Source organism: Halopseudomonas sp. (assembly GCF_036960865.1).
Classification (GTDB): Bacteria; Pseudomonadota; Gammaproteobacteria; order Pseudomonadales; family Pseudomonadaceae; genus Halopseudomonas.
Genome location: NZ_JBALWE010000004.1, coordinates 57,898 through 74,507, shown reverse-complemented (window position 1 = coordinate 74,507; position 16,610 = coordinate 57,898). Strand labels below are relative to the sequence as shown.

Annotated in this window: 17 protein-coding genes; 8 read left to right on the top strand and 9 right to left on the bottom strand. The window is 64.5% G+C overall.

The features are described 5' to 3' along the window. Positions 1-65 precede the first annotated feature (65 nt). From xdhA to V7747_RS06715, 7 genes are read left to right on the top strand one after another with little or no spacing between them, the layout of a single operon-like run. Positions 66-1,532 (top strand): xanthine dehydrogenase small subunit, encoded by a 1,467-nt coding sequence (xdhA, locus tag V7747_RS06745; RefSeq protein ID WP_335615290.1) that lies wholly within the window; start codon positions 66-68, stop codon positions 1,530-1,532. Continuing rightward, on the top strand, positions 1,525-3,879 hold the full coding sequence (gene xdhB, locus V7747_RS06740; protein WP_335615289.1) for a xanthine dehydrogenase molybdopterin binding subunit: 2,355 nt from the start codon (positions 1,525-1,527) through the stop codon (positions 3,877-3,879). The genes xdhA and xdhB overlap by 8 nt, the downstream gene beginning before the upstream one ends. Next, the gene (gene xdhC / locus V7747_RS06735) at positions 3,879-4,763 is read left to right on the top strand and encodes a xanthine dehydrogenase accessory protein XdhC (protein ID WP_335615288.1); all 885 of its coding nucleotides are present in this window, start codon (positions 3,879-3,881) and stop codon (positions 4,761-4,763) included. The genes xdhB and xdhC overlap by 1 nt, the downstream gene beginning before the upstream one ends. Next, positions 4,760-5,260: a 2-oxo-4-hydroxy-4-carboxy-5-ureidoimidazoline decarboxylase gene (gene uraD / locus V7747_RS06730; protein ID WP_335615287.1), complete on the top strand. Its 501-nt coding sequence runs from the start codon at positions 4,760-4,762 to the stop codon at positions 5,258-5,260. The genes xdhC and uraD overlap by 4 nt, the downstream gene beginning before the upstream one ends. Further along, positions 5,257-5,601: a hydroxyisourate hydrolase gene (gene uraH / locus V7747_RS06725; protein WP_335615286.1), complete on the top strand. Its 345-nt coding sequence runs from the start codon at positions 5,257-5,259 to the stop codon at positions 5,599-5,601. The genes uraD and uraH overlap by 4 nt, the downstream gene beginning before the upstream one ends. Further along, positions 5,601-6,980 carry a guanine deaminase gene (gene guaD, locus V7747_RS06720; protein ID WP_335615285.1) on the top strand — a complete coding sequence of 460 codons (1,380 nt, stop codon included), beginning with the start codon at positions 5,601-5,603 and terminating at the stop codon, positions 6,978-6,980. Before uraH ends, guaD begins: the two co-directional genes overlap by 1 nt. After that, positions 6,961-8,184: a urate hydroxylase PuuD gene (locus V7747_RS06715; RefSeq protein ID WP_335615284.1), complete on the top strand. Its 1,224-nt coding sequence runs from the start codon at positions 6,961-6,963 to the stop codon at positions 8,182-8,184. The genes guaD and V7747_RS06715 overlap by 20 nt, the downstream gene beginning before the upstream one ends. Positions 8,185-8,305: 121 nt before the next feature. Here the strand turns inward: V7747_RS06715 and V7747_RS06710 are convergent, their stop codons facing one another. The 3 genes from V7747_RS06710 to V7747_RS06700 are packed head-to-tail and all read right to left on the bottom strand — an operon-like array spanning position 8,306 to position 10,670. Beyond that, on the bottom strand, positions 8,306-9,226 hold the full coding sequence (locus tag V7747_RS06710) for a biotin-dependent carboxyltransferase family protein (RefSeq protein ID WP_335615283.1): 921 nt from the start codon (positions 9,224-9,226) through the stop codon (positions 8,306-8,308). Then, positions 9,223-9,930 (bottom strand): 5-oxoprolinase subunit PxpB, encoded by a 708-nt coding sequence (gene pxpB, locus V7747_RS06705; RefSeq protein ID WP_335615282.1) that lies wholly within the window; start codon positions 9,928-9,930, stop codon positions 9,223-9,225. Before pxpB ends, V7747_RS06710 begins: the two co-directional genes overlap by 4 nt. Next, complete coding sequence (locus V7747_RS06700; protein WP_335615281.1) at positions 9,927-10,670, bottom strand: 5-oxoprolinase subunit PxpA; 744 nt, start codon at positions 10,668-10,670, stop codon at positions 9,927-9,929. The genes pxpB and V7747_RS06700 overlap by 4 nt, the downstream gene beginning before the upstream one ends. Before the next feature lie 134 nt (positions 10,671-10,804). Here V7747_RS06700 and V7747_RS06695 point away from each other — a divergent pair, with 134 nt between their 5' ends. After that, positions 10,805-11,497: a type 1 glutamine amidotransferase domain-containing protein gene (locus V7747_RS06695; RefSeq protein WP_335615280.1), complete on the top strand. Its 693-nt coding sequence runs from the start codon at positions 10,805-10,807 to the stop codon at positions 11,495-11,497. A 69-nt stretch (positions 11,498-11,566) separates the two neighbouring features. Here V7747_RS06695 and V7747_RS06690 read toward each other — a convergent pair whose 3' ends face one another. From V7747_RS06690 to V7747_RS06665, 6 genes are read right to left on the bottom strand one after another with little or no spacing between them, the layout of a single operon-like run. Beyond that, positions 11,567-11,998, bottom strand: a complete 432-nt coding sequence (locus tag V7747_RS06690) for a PaaI family thioesterase (RefSeq protein WP_335615279.1) — start codon at positions 11,996-11,998, stop codon at positions 11,567-11,569. A 30-nt stretch (positions 11,999-12,028) separates the two neighbouring features. Continuing rightward, complete coding sequence (locus V7747_RS06685) at positions 12,029-12,910, bottom strand: alpha/beta hydrolase family protein (RefSeq protein ID WP_335615278.1); 882 nt, start codon at positions 12,908-12,910, stop codon at positions 12,029-12,031. Next, positions 12,900-13,493 carry a TetR/AcrR family transcriptional regulator gene (locus V7747_RS06680; RefSeq protein ID WP_335615277.1) on the bottom strand — a complete coding sequence of 198 codons (594 nt, stop codon included), beginning with the start codon at positions 13,491-13,493 and terminating at the stop codon, positions 12,900-12,902. The genes V7747_RS06685 and V7747_RS06680 overlap by 11 nt, the downstream gene beginning before the upstream one ends. A gap of 60 nt (positions 13,494-13,553) precedes the next feature. Next, positions 13,554-14,603 carry an AbrB family transcriptional regulator gene (locus V7747_RS06675; RefSeq protein WP_335615276.1) on the bottom strand — a complete coding sequence of 350 codons (1,050 nt, stop codon included), beginning with the start codon at positions 14,601-14,603 and terminating at the stop codon, positions 13,554-13,556. Beyond that, a complete protein-coding gene (locus V7747_RS06670; protein WP_335615275.1) occupies positions 14,596-16,104 on the bottom strand; it encodes a tripartite tricarboxylate transporter permease in 1,509 nt (502 codons plus the stop codon). The genes V7747_RS06675 and V7747_RS06670 overlap by 8 nt, the downstream gene beginning before the upstream one ends. 2 nt (positions 16,105-16,106) lie before the next feature. Then, positions 16,107-16,565 (bottom strand): tripartite tricarboxylate transporter TctB family protein, encoded by a 459-nt coding sequence (locus tag V7747_RS06665; protein ID WP_335615274.1) that lies wholly within the window; start codon positions 16,563-16,565, stop codon positions 16,107-16,109. Positions 16,566-16,610 lie beyond the last annotated feature (45 nt).

Genomic DNA, 16,610 nt, shown 5'->3' with positions numbered 1-16,610 from the left:
TATAGAGGCGCTGTGGCAGACCTCCCGCCGGAAACCGGCGAATCGTGGATAGCGCGGAGACGACAGTGATTGAGTTTTATCTGAATGGGCAGCCGCAAAAACTTGACCAGACTGACCCAAACCTGAGCATTTTAGACTGGCTGCGCACCAAAATGCGGCTTTGTGGCACAAAAGAGGGCTGCGCCTCGGGTGATTGTGGCGCCTGCACCGTGCTGCTCGGCAGCCTGGATGCGCAGGATCAATGGCATTACGTGGCCATGAACAGCTGCATTGGCCTGGTCGGCGCCTTGCATGGCAAGCACCTGGTTACCGTGGATGCCCTGCAGACCGAGCCGGCCCACCCGGTACAAACGGCCATGGTCGAATGCAACGGCTCGCAGTGCGGCTTCTGCACGCCCGGCATCGTCATGTCGCTGGTGGGCCTGCATCAGCAGGTGGCCGGGGCTGGCAGCAGTGCCAGCGCCCATCAGTTGATGGAGGCTCTGGCCGGCAACCTTTGCCGTTGCACCGGTTATCGGCCGATCATTGAGGCGGGTGCGCGCACGCTGGTTGACAGTGTGCAGCAGTGGGATGGCAGCACGCTATTCAGCCCGGCGCCTTCCGCTGCCTTCAAGGCAGCCAGCGCGCAAGCCGCCGTGCTGCAGGATGAGGCAGGCAACCGCTTTACTGCGCCGCTATCGCTCGCTGACCTGCGCGCACAGCTGGCGGCGCAGCCGCAGGCGCGGCTGGTCGCCGGCAGTACCGACCTGGCGCTGGAGATTACCCAGCAGCTGAAAACTCTGCCGCAGCTGATATCGGTCGAGCAGGTGGCCGAGCTGCATGAGCTGGAGCAGGACGAGCAAAACCTGACCATCGGGTCGGCCCTGCGCTATGTCGAGTTCGGGCCCTTGCTCAATCAGTACTGGCCGGCCTTCGCGCCCATGCTCGAACGTCTGGGTTCGCTGCAGATTCGCAATCGCGGCACTCTGGGCGGCAATATCGGCAATGCCTCGCCGATTGGCGATATGCCGCCGCCACTGATCGCCCTGGGGGCGCAGGTGCAGCTGGATGGCGCAAACGGTAGCCGCTGGCTGGCGCTGGAAGACTTCTTTCGGGACTACAAGAAAACCGCGCTGCAACCGGGCGAGTTCATCCGTGCGGTACGCGTGGCCAAACCGGCGGCCAACGAGCGGCTGTTCATCTACAAGATCTCCAAGCGCCTGGACGACGATATCTCAGCCGTGCTGGCGGCCTTTTGGTTGCGCTTTGAGGGTGAGCAGGTCGCCGACTGTCGCCTCGCCTACGGCGGCATGGCCGGCATTCCCAAGCGGGCGCTGAACGCCGAGGCGGCGCTGCGTGGTCAGGTCTTTGAAGAGCCGGCCATCACGGCGGCGGCCAATGCCCTGGCCCAGGACTTCACACCCATGTCGGATGTGCGTGCCTCTGCCGCCTACCGCCAGGAAGTGGCCGGCAACCTGCTCCGCCGTGCCTTGTACGAACACCGCGCGCCGAGCACCGGCGGCGCTGCCTTGATGGTGACCGATTATGCGTAAACTCCCCCGTGATATTTCCCGCCAGAGTGGCCAGGCCATCGGCATTGCCGGACAGAGCGCGTTGCACGACAGCGCCTGGCTGCACGTGCGCGGTCAGGCTCGCTATATCGATGATCTGCCCGAACCCGAAGGCTTGCTGCACGCAGCCGTGGGCCACAGCGAGCAGGCGCACGCGCGCATCACCAGCCTGGATCTGAGCGCGGTGCGTGCCTACCCCGGTGTGGTGGCGGTGATCACTGTGGCCGACGTGCCCGGTCACACCGACATCGGCCCGGTGTTCCCCGGCGACCCGGTGCTGGCCAGCGAGCTGGTTGAGCATATTGGGCAGCCGATCTTTGCGGTAGCCGCCACTAGCCATAGCGCTGCGCGCAAGGCTGCGCGGCTGGCCAAGGTCGAATACGAAACCTTGCCGGCGATCCTCAATACCCGCGAGGCGCTGGATAAATCCTTCTTTGTGCGGCCCAGCCACAGCCAGCAGCGCGGCGACCCGGACAAGGCGCTGGCCCAGGCGCCGCATCGCCTGCAGGGCGAAATCAATGTCGGCGGCCAGGAGCACTTCTATCTGGAAAGCCAGGCCGCACTGGCCGAGCCGCAGGAAGACGGAGGCATGTTTGTGCATACCTCCAGCCAGCACCCTTCAGAGGTACAGAAACTGGTGGCCGAGGTGCTTGGCCTGCCTATTCACTCAGTCCAGACCGAGGTACGCCGCATGGGCGGCGGCTTTGGCGGCAAGGAAACCCAGGCCGCTGCGCTGGGCTGTGTTGCCGCCTTGCTGGCCAATGTCACCGGCAAGCCGGTGAAGTACCGCCTGTCCCGGCCTGACGATATGGTGCAGACCGGTAAGCGCCATGACTTTCTCAATACCTACGACATCGGCTTTGATGATCAGGGCCTGATTCAGGGCGCCGAGATCATGGTGGCCGGCCGCTGTGGCTTCTCGCCCGACCTGTCCAACGCCATTGTCGAGCGCGCCATGTTCCACTCGGACAACGGCTACTACCTGGATCAGGCCCGCGTCACCGGGCATTGCTGCAAGACTCACACGGTCTCGAACACCGCCTTTCGCGGCTTCGGCGGGCCGCAGGGCATGATGGTGATCGAACAGGCGGTGGATGACATTGCCCGCCACCTGCAGCTCGATCCGCTGGATGTGCGCAAGCGCAACCTTTACCGCCCCGGCCGCGATACCACCCATTACGGCCAAGTGATCGAGCAGCACATCCTGCCGGAACTGGTCGCTCAGCTGGAGGCCAGCTCGGATTACCGCACGCGGCGTGCGGAGATCACCGCGTTCAACCAGCAGAGCCCGATCCTCAAGCGCGGGCTGGCGCTGACGCCGGTCAAGTTCGGTATTTCCTTTACCGCCAAGCACCTGAATCAGGCCGGCGCGCTGGTGCTTATCTATACCGATGGCAGCCTGCACGTGAACCACGGTGGTACCGAGATGGGCCAGGGCCTGTACATCAAGATCGCGCAGGTGGTGGCGGCGGCCTTCCAGGTGGATGTCGACAAGGTCAAGGTCTCGGCCACGCGCACCGACAAGGTCCCTAACACCTCGCCGACTGCGGCGTCTTCCGGCTCCGACCTCAACGGTATGGCGGCACTGGATGCCTGCGAGAAGATCAAGGCCGGTCTGGTGGCCTTTGCCGCCGAGCAATATGGCTGCAAGCCCGAACAGGTGCGTTTCGAGAACAATCAGGTGGTCGCCGGTGAAGCGCGGCTGGACTGGGCCGAGTTTGTGCAAAAGGCCTATATGAACCGCGTCTCGCTGTCGTCCAGCGGCTTTTACGCCACGCCGAAGATTCATTACGACTTTGCCACCGGTCAGGGCCACCCCTTCCTCTACTACGCCAACGGCGCGGCCTGCTCCGAGGTAGTGCTGGATACCCTGACCGGCGAGTATCGCGTGCTGCGCACCGACATCCTGCACGACGTCGGGCAGTCGCTGAACCCGGCTATCGACATCGGCCAGATCGAAGGTGGCTTTGTGCAGGGCATGGGCTGGCTGACCACCGAAGAACTGGTCTACAACGATGAGGGCCGGCTGATGACCACCGGCCCCGCCACCTACAAGATTCCGGCGGTGAGCGACACGCCGCCCGATCTGCGCGTCAACCTGCTGCCGGCCAGCCCCAACCGCGAGGCTACGGTGTTCCGCTCCAAGGCCGTGGGCGAACCACCGCTGATGCTCGGCATTGCTGTGTGGAGCGCGCTGCGTGACGCGGTGGCCAGCCTCAACGACTACCGTTACAGCCCGCCGCTGGATACCCCGGCCACGCCCGAGCGTATGCTTGCAGCGGTGAATGCGGCCCGCCGCTGGGCCAGCGCCGAGCAGGAGGCCTCGTGATGGACAAGCGCATGCTCTGGTATGAAGCCGTCGCCGATTGCGAGCGGCGCGGCGAGCCCTATGTGCTGGTCACCGTGGTGGGCGTGGCCGGCTCGGTGCCGCGTGAGCCCTCGAGCAAGATGGTGGTTACCGGTGAGCACAGCTTCGACACCATTGGCGGCGGGCACCTCGAGTACCTGGTCACCGCGCGGGCCCGTGAGCAGTTGGCGGCGGCGCGCTACGAAACCCAGCTGGAGCATTTTCCGCTGGGCGCCAGCCTCGGCCAGTGCTGCGGCGGCAGTGTCTCGGTACTGCTGGAAGGGCAACGCGGCAGCGATGCACGCCTGGTGGTATTCGGCGCCGGCCATGTGGCGCAGGCGCTGATGGCCATTATGGGCCAGCTGCCCTGGCAGGTGACCTGGGTGGACTCCCGCGCGGAGACTTTTCCGGCGGAGATACCGGCCAACGTGCGTCGGCACCATACCGACGACCCGGTGGCCGATGTCGCCGAACTCTGCGCCGACAGCCATGTGCTGATTCTCACCCACAACCACCAACTGGATTACGACCTGTGCCGGGCGCTGCTGAATGCCGGCCATGCCGCCAGCGTCGGCTTGATCGGCTCGCAGACCAAGGCCGAACGCTTTCGTCAGCGGCTGCTGCACCGTGGCTACAGTGAGGCGCAGATCGACAGCATCCGCTGCCCGGTCGGACGCGCCGACGTGCCCGGCAAACGGCCCATGGAAGTGGCCGTGTCGATCAGCGCCGAGCTGCTCAGCCTTGCCGCCGTGGCGACGCCACCTGCCCGTCGGCGCGGGGTCAGTTGGCCCGCGCTGCGCGATCTGATGAAACAGGGCGAGGTCGCCGAGGCCAGCCCCAACACCCCGCCCGTGGAGGCGAAATGACGCTGCAAGAACTCAACGCACTACCGGCTGCCGACGCCCTGACCCTGTTTCGCGACTGCTGCGCGGCGGACGCCTGGGCCCAGCCCATGGTCGATTCACGCCCTTACGCCTCGGCAGAAGCACTGCACGGCACGGCCCGCGCACTCTGGCCCAACCTGCACGAAACCGACTGGCTGGTGGCCTTTGAAGCGCACCCCAAGATTGGCGACATCAAGAGCCTGAAAGCCAAATACGCGAGCACCGAGGCGCTGGCCAGCGGCGAGCAGTCCGGCGCGCGGGTGGCACCCGACGCCGTGCTGCAACGGCTGAAGGACGGCAACGACGCCTACCACAAGAAATTCGGCTTCATCTTCATCGTCTGCGCCACCGGCAAGAGCGCCGAGCAGATGCTGGCGCTGCTGGAACAACGCCTGCCCAACACCCGCGAAGAGGAAATCCGCATCGCCGCTGCGGAGCAGGCCAAGATCACCCATATTCGTCTGGATAAACTGCTATGAGCACCAAGAGTCCGATCACTACCCACATTCTGGATCTCGGCGGCGGCTGCCCCGCTGCCGGCGTCGCCATCACCCTGGAGGTGCAGACCGACAGTGGCTGGCAGACCCTGGGCCAGGCCAGTACCGACGCCGACGGCCGCGTGCTCAACGGCTTTGGCGACGAGGCGCCGGCCGGTGTCTACCGGCTGACCTTCGATACCGACAGCTACTATGCGAGTCAGGGCCTGGAGTGCTTCTATCCGGTGGTGACCATCGCCTTCAAGCTGACCGATACCACCGCCCATTACCACGTGCCGCTGCTGCTCAACCAGTGGGGCTACTCGACTTACCGGGGGAGCTGATGACCGCCACCAACACCACTGCGGCGCCCTTCCCGGCTGGCTGCACAGCCGTTCGCGGCCCGCTGTTGCACTTTATTGCCGAGCCGGGTCTGAACGCGCCTGACCCGAGCGCACACGAATATCATCCTGATGGCCTGCTGGTGGTCGCCGAGGGTCGTGTGCTGGCCAACGGCGCGGCCAGCGATCTGCTGCCACGTCTGCCGGCGGGCACCGAGGTAGAGCAGTACCCGGACAGCCTGATCATCCCCGGACTGATCGATACCCACGTGCACATGCCGCAACTGGCGGTGCTGGCGAGCTACGGTACCCAGCTGCTGGAGTGGCTGGAGACCTACACCTTCCCCACCGAAGCGCGCTTTGCCGATGCCGCCTGGGCGGCGGATCAATCGCAGCTGTTTCTCGACCTGCTGCTGACCCACGGGACTACGTCGGCGCTGGTGTTCAGCACCTCGCACAAGGTCGCGGCCGAGGCCCTGTTCAGCGCCGCCGATGGTTACAACATGGCGATCACCAGCGGCAAGGTGATGATGGACTGCCACGCCCCCGACGGCGTGCGCGACACCGCCGAGGCGAGTTATAGCGAGAGCCGCGAGCTGATCGAGCGCTGGCACGGCCAGGGTCGCCAGCGCTACGCCGTTACCCCGCGCTTTGCCGCGACCTCCACGCCGCAGCAGCTGACCTACGCCGGTCAGTTGGTCGCCGAGTACCCTGACGTGCTGATGCAGACCCACTGGGCTGAGAACCACGCCGAGATCGCCTGGATCAAGGAGCTTTTTCCCGAGCGCAGCAGCTATCTGGATGTGTACGACCACTTTGGCCTGTTGGGTGAGCGCAGCGTGCTGGCGCATGGCATTCACATTGATGACGGTGACCGTGCCCGGCTGGCGGAAACCGGCACGCGCATCGCCTTCTGCCCGACCTCCAATACCTTCCTTGGCAGTGGTCTGTTCGACCTGGCCAGCGCCCGCGCCGCGGACGTGGAGGTAGGCCTGGCCACCGATGTGGGCGGCGGCACCAGCCTGTCGATGCTTGCCACCATGGCCGAGGCCTACAAGGTCTGCCAGCTGCGCGGTCAGAGCCTGAATCCGTTTCAGGCCTTCTACATGGCCACCCTGGGCAACGCACGCGTGCTGCATCAGGATGACAGCACCGGCAACCTGGCGCCGGGCAAGTACGCCGACTTTCTGATTCTGGATCGCAGCGCCAGCCCGGCCCTGCGCCTCAAGCACGAGCCCGAGCGTGCGCTGCAGGCCATGCTGTTCGATCTGATGATCCTGGGGGACGACCGTGCCATCCGTCGTACCTATATTGCCGGGCAGTGCCGGTATGACCGCGACAGCGTAAAAGGAGCTGCCCTCAATGCATGCATATCTGGCTGAATGGCTGAGTCTGATCATCCGCTGGTTCCATGTGATCGCCGGCGTGGCCTGGATCGGCGCCTCCTTCTACTTCATCTGGCTCGACAACAACCTGCGCGAGCCGCCGGAATGGAAGAAGCAGAAAGGCATCAAGGGTGACCTCTGGGCCATTCACGGTGGCGGCTTTTACGAGGTAGCCAAATACCACGTAGGCCCGGAAAAGATGCCCACCGAGCTGCACTGGTTCAAATGGGAGGCCTACAGCACCCTGATGAGCGGTCTGGCGCTGCTGTTTGCGGTCTACTACTTCGGCAATCCCGGTTACCTGATTGACCCGAGCAAGCTGGAGCTGAGCACCTTTGGCGCCATCGCCATCGGCATGGGCACCCTGCTGGGCGTGATGGCGATTTACGAGGCGCTGATCCGTAGCCCGCTGGCCAAGCACGGCCTGGCCTTTGGCGTGGTGCTGTTTCTGATTCTGGTGGCGGTGTCCTGGGGCATGTTTCAGGTGTTTGCCGGGCGCGGTGCCTTTATTCACGTGGGCGCGGTGATCGGTACCATCATGGTCGCCAACGTGTTCCTCGGCATCGTGCCGGCGCAGCGCGCGCTGGTCAGCGCCGTGGAAGAAGGCCGCACGCCGGATGATCACGTGGTTATGCTGGCGCAACGCGCCATGCTGCGTTCGCGCCACAATAACTACCTGACGCTGCCGGTCATCTTCATCATGATCAGCAATCACTATCCGATGTTCTACGGCCACGAATATGGCTGGGCCGTGCTGGCCGCCATCGGCGCGATTACCGCCTACGCCCGGCACTTCTTCAACCTGCGCCACCAGCACATCACCAAGCCGTCGATTCTGGTGATCAGTGCGCTGGCCACGGTAGCCCTGGTCTGGGCCATGGCGCCCAGCGCGCCCGAAGCTCCCGCACCGGCCCTTGATAGCCAAGGTGAGCCGGTAGCCGTCACCCCGGTAGCTGATGCCGATGTGGAGCAGCTGTTGGTCACCCACTGCATGGCCTGCCACGCAGCCCAGCCCAGCAGCCCGGCGTTCCAGGCGCCGCCGGCGGGCATCATGCTGGAAAATCTGCAGCAGCTGAAACAGCACAGCGCCAAGGTGCAGCAGGCCGCCGTTGCCACTCAGTACATGCCGCTCGGCAATATGACCGGCATCACGCCACAAGAGCGCAGCCTGCTGGGGCAATGGTTGCGGGAGAACCCCTGAGTCGGGATGGTGCACCCGCGAGGGCCGGGTTTCATCCCGGCCTGCGTGGGGTGTGGCTGATGCCTAGGGTCGAGTGGGAGCTCGACCTTCCCAGGGATAAACCTGTGTGAGCTATGAAGGCTCAGCTTTCCCAATTTGCCAGCAGCGCCAGGTGCGCCTGTCGCGCCTGCGGCTGGGTTACCGGTTGCATTCGTAACGCCTGCCCTGGCGCACATTGCGCCAGCCGGGCCAGTGAGCCAGGCGTAAGCGCACCGAGGCGCGGGTAGCCGCCGATGGTCTGGCGGTCGTTCAGCAGCACTATTGGCTGCCCGTCCGGTGGCACCTGTACGGCGCCCAGCGGGATGCCTTCGGAGATCAGCGGCGCGCCCTGGTAGCGCAGCGCGGGGCCGGTCAGGCGCATACCCATGCGGTCGGCGCGTTGATCCAGGGTCCACTGTTGATTGAACAGGGCAAACAGGCTGGCGCCACTGAACTGGCTGCTTTGTGCGCCGAGCAGTAGCTGCAATCTCACCTTGGCGCTGTAATCGGGAATAGCTGCTGCCGGCATCTGGCGCGGGCTGACTGATCTGGTGTCATAGCTCAGTTGGTCACCCTCCTTCAGTGCTGAACCGTCACCCTGCAGCCCACCCAGACTTTCGCGCATCACGGTCGCGACCGCACCCAGCACCGCAGGTGCCTGAAAGCCACCGGGCGCTGCCAGATAGCCACGTACTCCGCTTTGTGGGCTAGCAAAGCGCAACTCCTGATCACGGCGAATGGCAAAGGCCTGCCAGGGGGCGAGCGGCTGCTGATCCAGGGTGGCTCCCAGGTCGGCTCCGGCCAGCGCCAGCCAGCCATCAGCTTCGGCCCTGAGGGTCAGGCCGCCGAGCGGGATCTCGATGACGCCAGCGGCCAGCGGGTTGCCGAGCAGCCAGTTGGCCCAGTACTGCGCTACCCAGTCCAGTGCGCCGCCCTGGGTGACGCCCAGATGCCGCACGCCAAAGCGGCCGCCGTCCTGCAGCTGGGCAAAGCCCAGGGTCTGCTCCACGCGCAGGCGGCTCATGTGTCAGCTTCCATAGGGCTGGGATCGCCACCCAGGCGCACAAACTCGGCCCGATCAATGGCCACAAAGCGCACGCGGTCGCCGGGTTTCAGCAGGCTGTAACCCTCACGCTCGCGATCAAACAGCGCCAGCGGGCAGCGGCCAAGCAGATTCCAGCCGCCGGGTGAGGGCAATGGATAGACCGCCGTTTGCCGCTCGGCAATGCCCACGCTGCCCTGCGGCACGCGCTGGCGCGGGGTGGCCAGGCGCGGGGCGGCGATGCTCAGATCGACCAGCCCCATGTAGCCGAAGCCGGGGGCAAAGCCGAGGGTAAATACGGGATAGTCACGGCTGCAATGCCGTGTAATGACCTGTTCTGTGCTGCAACCGGCGCGCTGCGCCAGGCGGGAGAGGTCCGGCCCCACGCTGGGGTGGTACCACACCGGCAGTTCATGCCGCTGCCCCTGGGCGGCCATTGGCTGCGGCTGCAGATCAGCCAGTGCCTCGCGCACCCAAGCGCAGGCCTGGGCCTCACTCAACTGACGGCAATCGTAGTGCAGCAGCAAGGTGGTGTAGGACGGCACCAGATCAATCAGCTGCGCGCCAAAGCGGCCGTGCAGGCGCTCGGCGGCAGCCATCAGCCAGGGCATGTTGGCCTCGTCGATGGCGTCAAACAGGCGCAACATCAGGCTGTCGAGTGCGACGCTTTCAATCCGCAGTTTCACAGTGCGTCCAGCGCCGCGCGGATGCGCGCCACCACGGCAACCGAGTCGGCGTTGTCGCCGTGCACGCAGAGGCTGTCTGCCCGCAACTGCAAGGCGCTGCCATCGCTGGCGGTAAGCGGCTCACCCCGGGCAAAGCCCAGCGCCTGGGCAAGGATGCGTTCGGCATCGTGATGCACGGCACCGGGCTGGCTGCGCGGCAACAGATAGCCTTCGGCGTCATAACCGCGGTCGGCAAAGGCTTCGAACCAGAGGCTGATGCCCTGCTCTGCTGCCAGCGCCTCGGCCTGGCGATTGTCGCGCCGGGCCAGCAGCATCAGCGGCAGCTTTGCATCGAAAGCCTTGAGCGCGCGCATCACCGCGCGCAGCAGTTCAGGCTGACGCATCATGTCGTTGTAGAGAGCGCCGTGCGGTTTGACGTAGCTCAGGGCGGTGCCCTCAGCGCGGCACATGGCCTGCAAGGCGCCCAGCTGATACAGCAGCAGATCTTCCACTTCCTGCGCGGAGCAGGCCATCGAGCGGCGACCGAAACCGGCCAGGTCGGGGTAGGACGGATGTGCGCCGATGCGTACCCCGTGCTGCACCGCCAGTGCGACGGTGCGGCGCATGATGCCGGGGTCGGAGGCATGAAAGCCGCAGGCGATGTTGGCGCAATCCACGTGTGGCATGACGGCCTCGTCCATGCCCATGGTCCAGGCGCCGAAGCTTTCGCCCATGTCGCAGTTCAATGTTGGCTTATGCATGCGCTGTTCCTGTTGGCGGACGACGGCGAAGGGAACGATTTGCTCCGTTGGCTGCCGGATTTAGGGTGTATTCATGCTGTTCGGCACCTTTCGTGCGCCGCAGCGGCCACTACTGTTAGTTAGAGAGGGACAATATGAAGATTCTCATGGTTCTCACCTCGCACGACAAGCTTGGCGATACCGGCAACAAGACCGGCTTCTGGCTGGAAGAGTTTGCCGCCCCCTATTACGTGCTCAAGGACGCCGGTGCCGAGATCACCCTGGCCTCGCCCAAGGGCGGTCAGCCACCGCTGGACCCGAAGAGCGCCGAGCCGGATGCGCAGACCGAGGCAACCAAGCGTTTTGATGCCGATACCGCCGCCAAGGCGCAACTGGCCGATACCAAAAAGCTCGGCAGCGTCTCGGCCAGTGACTTTGATGCGGTGTTCTATCCCGGCGGCCACGGCCCCATGTGGGATCTGCACAGTGATGCCGACTCGCTGGCGCTGCTGGAAGCCTTCGCTAAGGCCGACAAGCCGATCGGTGCGGTCTGTCACGCACCCGCAGCCCTGGTAAACGCCAAGGGCAAGGACGGTGAATACCTGGTTGGTGCCAAGCGCGTTACCGGTTTTTCCAACTCCGAGGAAGACGGCGTTGGCCTCAGCGACGTGGTGCCGTTCCTGCTGGAAGACGCCTTGAAGGAAAAGGGCGGCGTGTACAGCAAAGGCGAAGACTGGGGTGAGTATGTGCTGGTCGATGGCCTGCTGGTCACCGGTCAGAATCCGGGTTCCTCGGAAAAGGCAGCCCGTGAGCTGCTGACCCTGCTTAAGGTGATGCCGGGCCACTGAGTTTTCGGCCACCTGGCTGAAATAAAAAAGGGCGCTCACCGAGCGCCCTTTTTGCTGGCTGCAGCCCGCTCAGCTGAGGATCATATTGGTCGCTGTCGCATAGGCATACAGCGAGCCGGTCTCGTCGCGCAGGTAGCCTTCGGAGATCACCAGCCGGCGGGTCTTGTTGATCACCTTGCCTTCGGCGATCAGGGTTTTGTTGAAGGGCACCGGCTTGCACATTTTCACGTTCAGTTCGATGGTGCCATAGCTCTGCCCTGCCTCCAGCGTGGTATGCGCCGAACAGCCGGTAACCGAATCCATCACCGTGGCAGCAAAGCCGCCGTGCACGCCGCCCAGTGGATTGGTATGGGTTTCGTTGGCGGTGGCTTCAAATACCACGCGGCCTTCTTCGGCCTGTTTGATCTGCATGGGAATGGTCTTGGAAATCGGCGCCAGCGGCAGCTTGCCGGCGGCAGCGGCCTGCATGATCTGCAGGCCGGTCATGTCTTTCAGGTTCATGGCGGTATCCTTATGGATTTTCAGGTGGTGTCAGGCGGCGCGGGCCGCTTGGCTGAGTTGATCGAACCAGTCCAGCGCATCGGCCCAGAGCGGCTGGGCGTGCGGGCGGAAGTAACCCATGTGGCCCAGCGGCTTGAGGTTGCGGCTGGCCGGGTCGAGCGTCACGGGGCGGTAATCGGCGCTGCGATAGGCCGACATGAAGGCATCGCGTGATGCCGGCGAGGCCCAGAGATCGTCGGTGGAGCTGACGGCGGTCAGCGGGGTGGTGATCTCGGCAAAGCGCGCTTCCAGCCCTGGCATCTGCGGGTCTTCAAAGAAGTAGCGCGGATAGCGGCACCAGTGTTTCCACTTCTGGTACACGCCCTTGGGTAGGTCTTCGCCCATGCCCAGTTTGCGCCAGGCCAGATAGCCCTTGCTGCGCACTATCACCGGGCCGATCACGCGCCACATCAGCAATACACGCATTTGCTCGCTGCGTGGCATCCAGCCGTGCCAGCCGGCGCCGGTGCCAAAGGTATATAAGCCGTGGATGGCCTGGTGGTTGGGCAGCAGCCCAAAGGCATGCCCGCCAAAGGAGTGGCCGACCATGTACAGCGGCAGCTCGCTGCGGCTCAGGTACTCCACAGCGGCGGCCAGGTCCTGCTCTGCCCAGTCCAGATAGTCCATGTCGAAGCCGCGCAGGCTGGCCGGCGCCGAGGCGCCGATGCCACGGTAATCCAGCGTCAGGGTGGTGTAACCGCGGCTGGCGGCGTACTCGGCAAAACGCCGGTAGAAGCCCTGCGGGACGCCGGTGGCGCTGCCGACCAGCAGTTGGCCGATGGGCTGGCTGGCCGGGTAGAGGGTGGCGCTGAGCACATAGCCATCGGCGGCGGTCAGCGTCAGTGGCTGCGGGGCGCTGGGTTTATCGCTCATGCTGAAAGACCTTCTGTTGCAGTCGAACCTGCGCCAATAACGCGCGGAAAGCGCGCTCCAGCGGCAGGGTGTCGCCTGCCACACGGGCCATGATCAGCCCGCCTTCGTAGCTGGAAAACAGCAAGGCGGCCAAATCCTGGCTGTAATCGGTTGGGTAGCCAGCGGCGCTGATATGCGCGGCGAACTGCTGTTGCACCCGGTTGAAGGCGCGGTTGATTGCCAGGCGCAGATCAAGGTCGTCCGGGCTGCTGTCCAGCGCGGCCGAAGCCAGCGGGCAGCCGAGGCTGAACTGGCTGGCTTCCATGCGCCGCAGGGCGCTTTCGATCCAGTGCGCGACCGCATCGAGCGGGTCGGTGTGTTCGCTGAACAGACGCTTGAAAAAGCGCTCCAGCTGATCGGCGGTTTGCGCGATGGCGGCCAGCGCCAGCTCTTCCTTGCCGCCAGGAAAATGGTGATAGAGGCTGCCCTTGGGTGCCTTGGCCAGGCTGAGCAGTTGGGTTAGACCGGTGCCGTGCAGGCCGTTGCGTTGCAACGACCTTTGCATGGTATTGATCAGTCTGCTGCGGGTATCTTGGGTGTTCATGCTGCTATTTATAGACTGATCGGTCTATTGAGTAAATAGCATTGCCGGTTTTTGTCTGCCTTATAGGCTTTCTTTGCAGCTGATACGCTGCCACAGCACAAACAACGGCTCCGCCAGAAACATCACCAGGAATAACCGCAGCACCTGCAAGGCAGTAACCAGAGCCACCGACAGGTGCAGCGCCTCTGCGGTCAGGCACAACTCGGTGATACCGCCAGGCATCATGCCCAGCATCAGGCTGATGCGATCGACCTGGCCGAACTGGCTGAGCGCCGTCGCGGCGCCAGCGGCCACCAGCATGGCCAGCAGGGTGAAGGCAAAAACCCGCAGCAGGAAGGCCGGCGCCTTGCGGAAGAAGGCACGATCAAAATGACAACCGAGCGCGCTGCCGATCAGCCACTGGCCGGCAGCGCTCGCGCCGGGCGGCAACGCGATGTTGATATCCAGCAGTACGCCACCTGCCGCGCAGACGATCAGCGGGCCCAGCATCCACGGGTTGGGCTGGCGCAGACGGCGCAGCAGCAACGCCAGCAGGCCGCCCAGCGGCAGTAGCCAGGCGAGTATCCCAAGGTTGGTCGGCAGTGCGGCCGGTGCCGTGACGGGCGGCAGGGCCCAGGTAAAGAGCGCCGGAATCAGCAGCACTACCATCAGCAAGCGCAGGCTGTGGGCGGCGACCACATTGGCAATATTCGCCTGGTGGCGCGCGCCGATGACGGCCATTTCACTGGCGCCGCCGGGCATGCTGGCAAAATACGCGGTAGCCTGATCGACGCCCGCTCGGGACAGGATGCGAATGCCGATCAGACTGAGCGCAAAGGTGCCGCAGGCGCCCAGCAGGATCAGCCCCAGATGGCTGAGTACCTGCTCAAAGACGGGCGTGGTGAAGTGCAGGCCGATGGCGCTGGCGACGATCAATTGCCCGGTCTGCCGTGAGCCGGCAGGCGGGTTGCACAGCACGCCGCTACAGCGCAGCAGGATGACTGCCAGCAGTGAGCCGGTCATCCAGGGCAGCGGCCAGCCCATCAGGCTGGCGAGAAAACCGCCGAGCGCGCCGCCGAGCGGAGCGCTGGCAAACAGCAGCCAGCGGGGCTGGCTACCCGCCTCAGGCATTGGCCAGCGCCAGGTTGCGCTTGGCGCGATAACGCCGCCAGAACGGCAGCGCGACCATCAGAGCGACCAGTACCCACAGGCCGATGGCAATCGGGCTGGAGAACAGAATGCCCAGATCGCCATTGGAGATCGACAGCGCGCGGCGCAGGTTGCTTTCCATCATGTCGCCGAGGATGAAACCCAGCAGCAGCGCCGAGAGCGGAAAGTCCAGCTTGCGCAGCAGATAGCCGAAGACGCCGATGGCAATCATCAGGAACAGGTCGAAGGTGGTTGCGTGCACCGCGTACACACCGATCGACGTGATGATGGCGATGGCCGGCACCAGCGTCCAGTTGGGTACGGACAGAATGCGGGTGAACACCTTGATCATCGGCACGTTCATCACGATCAGGATGATGTTGGCGATGAACAGCGAGGCTATCAGGCCCCAGACGATATCGGGCTGATTCTGGAACAGCAGCGGGCCGGGGGTGATGTTGTACAGCGTCAGCGCGCCGAGCATCACCGCCGTGGTGCCGGAGCCGGGAATGCCCAGTGTCAGCATCGGGATCATCGAGCCACAGGCCGAGGCGCTGTTGGCGGTTTCCGGTGCGGCCAGCCCGCGCAGGTCACCTTCGCCAAAACGTCCGCTGTCGCCAGCCAGTTTTTTCTCTGACATGTAGCTCACGGCACTGGCCAGAGTGGCGCCGGCACCCGGCAGCACGCCGAAGATAAAGCCCATGACGCCGCTGCGCAGGTTGGTGGCCAGTACCGAGCCGCCCTCCTTGAGATTGAACAGCATGCGGCCGCTGGCCTTCAGCGCGGTCTGGCCGTGGTGGGTGCGTTCGAGCAGCATGAGAATCTCGCTGATGCTGAACAGGCCCAGTACCAGTACGACAAACTGGATGCCGTCAGACAGGCCCAGGCTGCCGAAGGTAAAGCGGTAGACGCCGCTGTTGGCATCAATGCCGACGCACGAGAGCATCAGACCGATCAGCACCGCAACGGCGGTTTTCACCGGCTTGTCGCCGGCCATGCCGGCCAGACAGACAATCGCAAAGACCATCAGCATGAAGTATTCGGCCGGCCCGAAAGAAACCGCCCACTGCGCCAGCAGCGGTGCAAAGATGATCACCCCCAGGGTGGCGATCATGCCGCCGACAAAGGAGCTCCAGGCCGAGATGGACAAGGCGATCCCGGCCTTGCCCTGACGTGCCAGCGGGTAGCCGTCCAGGGTGGTCATTACCGCCGAGGCTTCACCGGGAATGTTCAGCAGAATCGAGGAAATACGCCCACCGTATTCGCAGCCCAGATAGACCGAGGCGAGCAGGATCAGCGCGGTTTCTGGCGGCAGGCCGAGGGCGAAGGCGACCGGAATCAGCAGCGCCACGCCGTTGATCGGGCCCAGCCCCGGCAGCAGGCCAACGATGGTGCCAATGGTGGTGCCGGCCAGTGCAGTGACCAGATTGTTGGGGCTCAGCGCGACGTCGAAGCCCTGTCCGAGATAGTGCAAGGTATCCATGATCAGATCTCCAGATCGGACAGCACGCCAAGCGGCAGCGGCACGTCCAGAATGCGGTCAAAGAGGAAGTACAGGCCCACGCCGAGTACCACGGCGAGTACCACGCTGGGCAGCCAGCGACCGCCGAACAGACGGGCCATGCCCAGCGCGAAGAGAATGGCACTGGGCACAAAGCCCAGGATCTCGAACAGCGAGGCCAGCGCCAGCAGCAGCGCTAGGCACACCGCGACCTTGATCAGCATGGGCTTGGTCAGTGCCGGCTCGTCGCTCGGGCTGCTTTCCAGTGCCGGCTTGATCAGCAGTACCAGCGCGCCGAGGGCAAGCAGAATCAGCAGCATCAGCGGGTAGGCACGCGGCCCTACGGGTTCGTAGGAGAAGGGTGCATGGAAGCCCCAGGCAATGGTGCCGAGGCACAGGCAAGCCAGCAGCAGGCCCGCCGCAAACAGACGTTGATAAAGCATGGTGGTGTCCTCGCAGGCGCAACGCGGGCCGGATGGCCGCGCGTT

Coding starts and splice junctions, on each gene's coding strand:
- guaD (WP_335615285.1), top strand. CDS start 5,601: ATGACCGCCACCAACACCACTGCGGCGCCCTTCCCGGCTGGCTGCACA.
- V7747_RS06690 (WP_335615279.1), bottom strand. CDS start 11,998: ATGAACCTGAAAGACATGACCGGCCTGCAGATCATGCAGGCCGCTGCC.
- xdhB (WP_335615289.1), top strand. CDS start 1,525: ATGCGTAAACTCCCCCGTGATATTTCCCGCCAGAGTGGCCAGGCCATC.
- V7747_RS06670 (WP_335615275.1), bottom strand. CDS start 16,104: ATGGATACCTTGCACTATCTCGGACAGGGCTTCGACGTCGCGCTGAGC.
- uraH (WP_335615286.1), top strand. CDS start 5,257: ATGAGCACCAAGAGTCCGATCACTACCCACATTCTGGATCTCGGCGGC.
- uraD (WP_335615287.1), top strand. CDS start 4,760: ATGACGCTGCAAGAACTCAACGCACTACCGGCTGCCGACGCCCTGACC.
- xdhC (WP_335615288.1), top strand. CDS start 3,879: ATGGACAAGCGCATGCTCTGGTATGAAGCCGTCGCCGATTGCGAGCGG.
- V7747_RS06665 (WP_335615274.1), bottom strand. CDS start 16,565: ATGCTTTATCAACGTCTGTTTGCGGCGGGCCTGCTGCTGGCTTGCCTG.
- V7747_RS06710 (WP_335615283.1), bottom strand. CDS start 9,226: ATGAGCCGCCTGCGCGTGGAGCAGACCCTGGGCTTTGCCCAGCTGCAG.
- V7747_RS06695 (WP_335615280.1), top strand. CDS start 10,805: ATGAAGATTCTCATGGTTCTCACCTCGCACGACAAGCTTGGCGATACC.
- V7747_RS06680 (WP_335615277.1), bottom strand. CDS start 13,493: ATGAACACCCAAGATACCCGCAGCAGACTGATCAATACCATGCAAAGG.
- V7747_RS06685 (WP_335615278.1), bottom strand. CDS start 12,910: ATGAGCGATAAACCCAGCGCCCCGCAGCCACTGACGCTGACCGCCGCC.
- V7747_RS06700 (WP_335615281.1), bottom strand. CDS start 10,670: ATGCATAAGCCAACATTGAACTGCGACATGGGCGAAAGCTTCGGCGCC.
- V7747_RS06675 (WP_335615276.1), bottom strand. CDS start 14,603: ATGCCTGAGGCGGGTAGCCAGCCCCGCTGGCTGCTGTTTGCCAGCGCT.
- V7747_RS06715 (WP_335615284.1), top strand. CDS start 6,961: ATGCATGCATATCTGGCTGAATGGCTGAGTCTGATCATCCGCTGGTTC.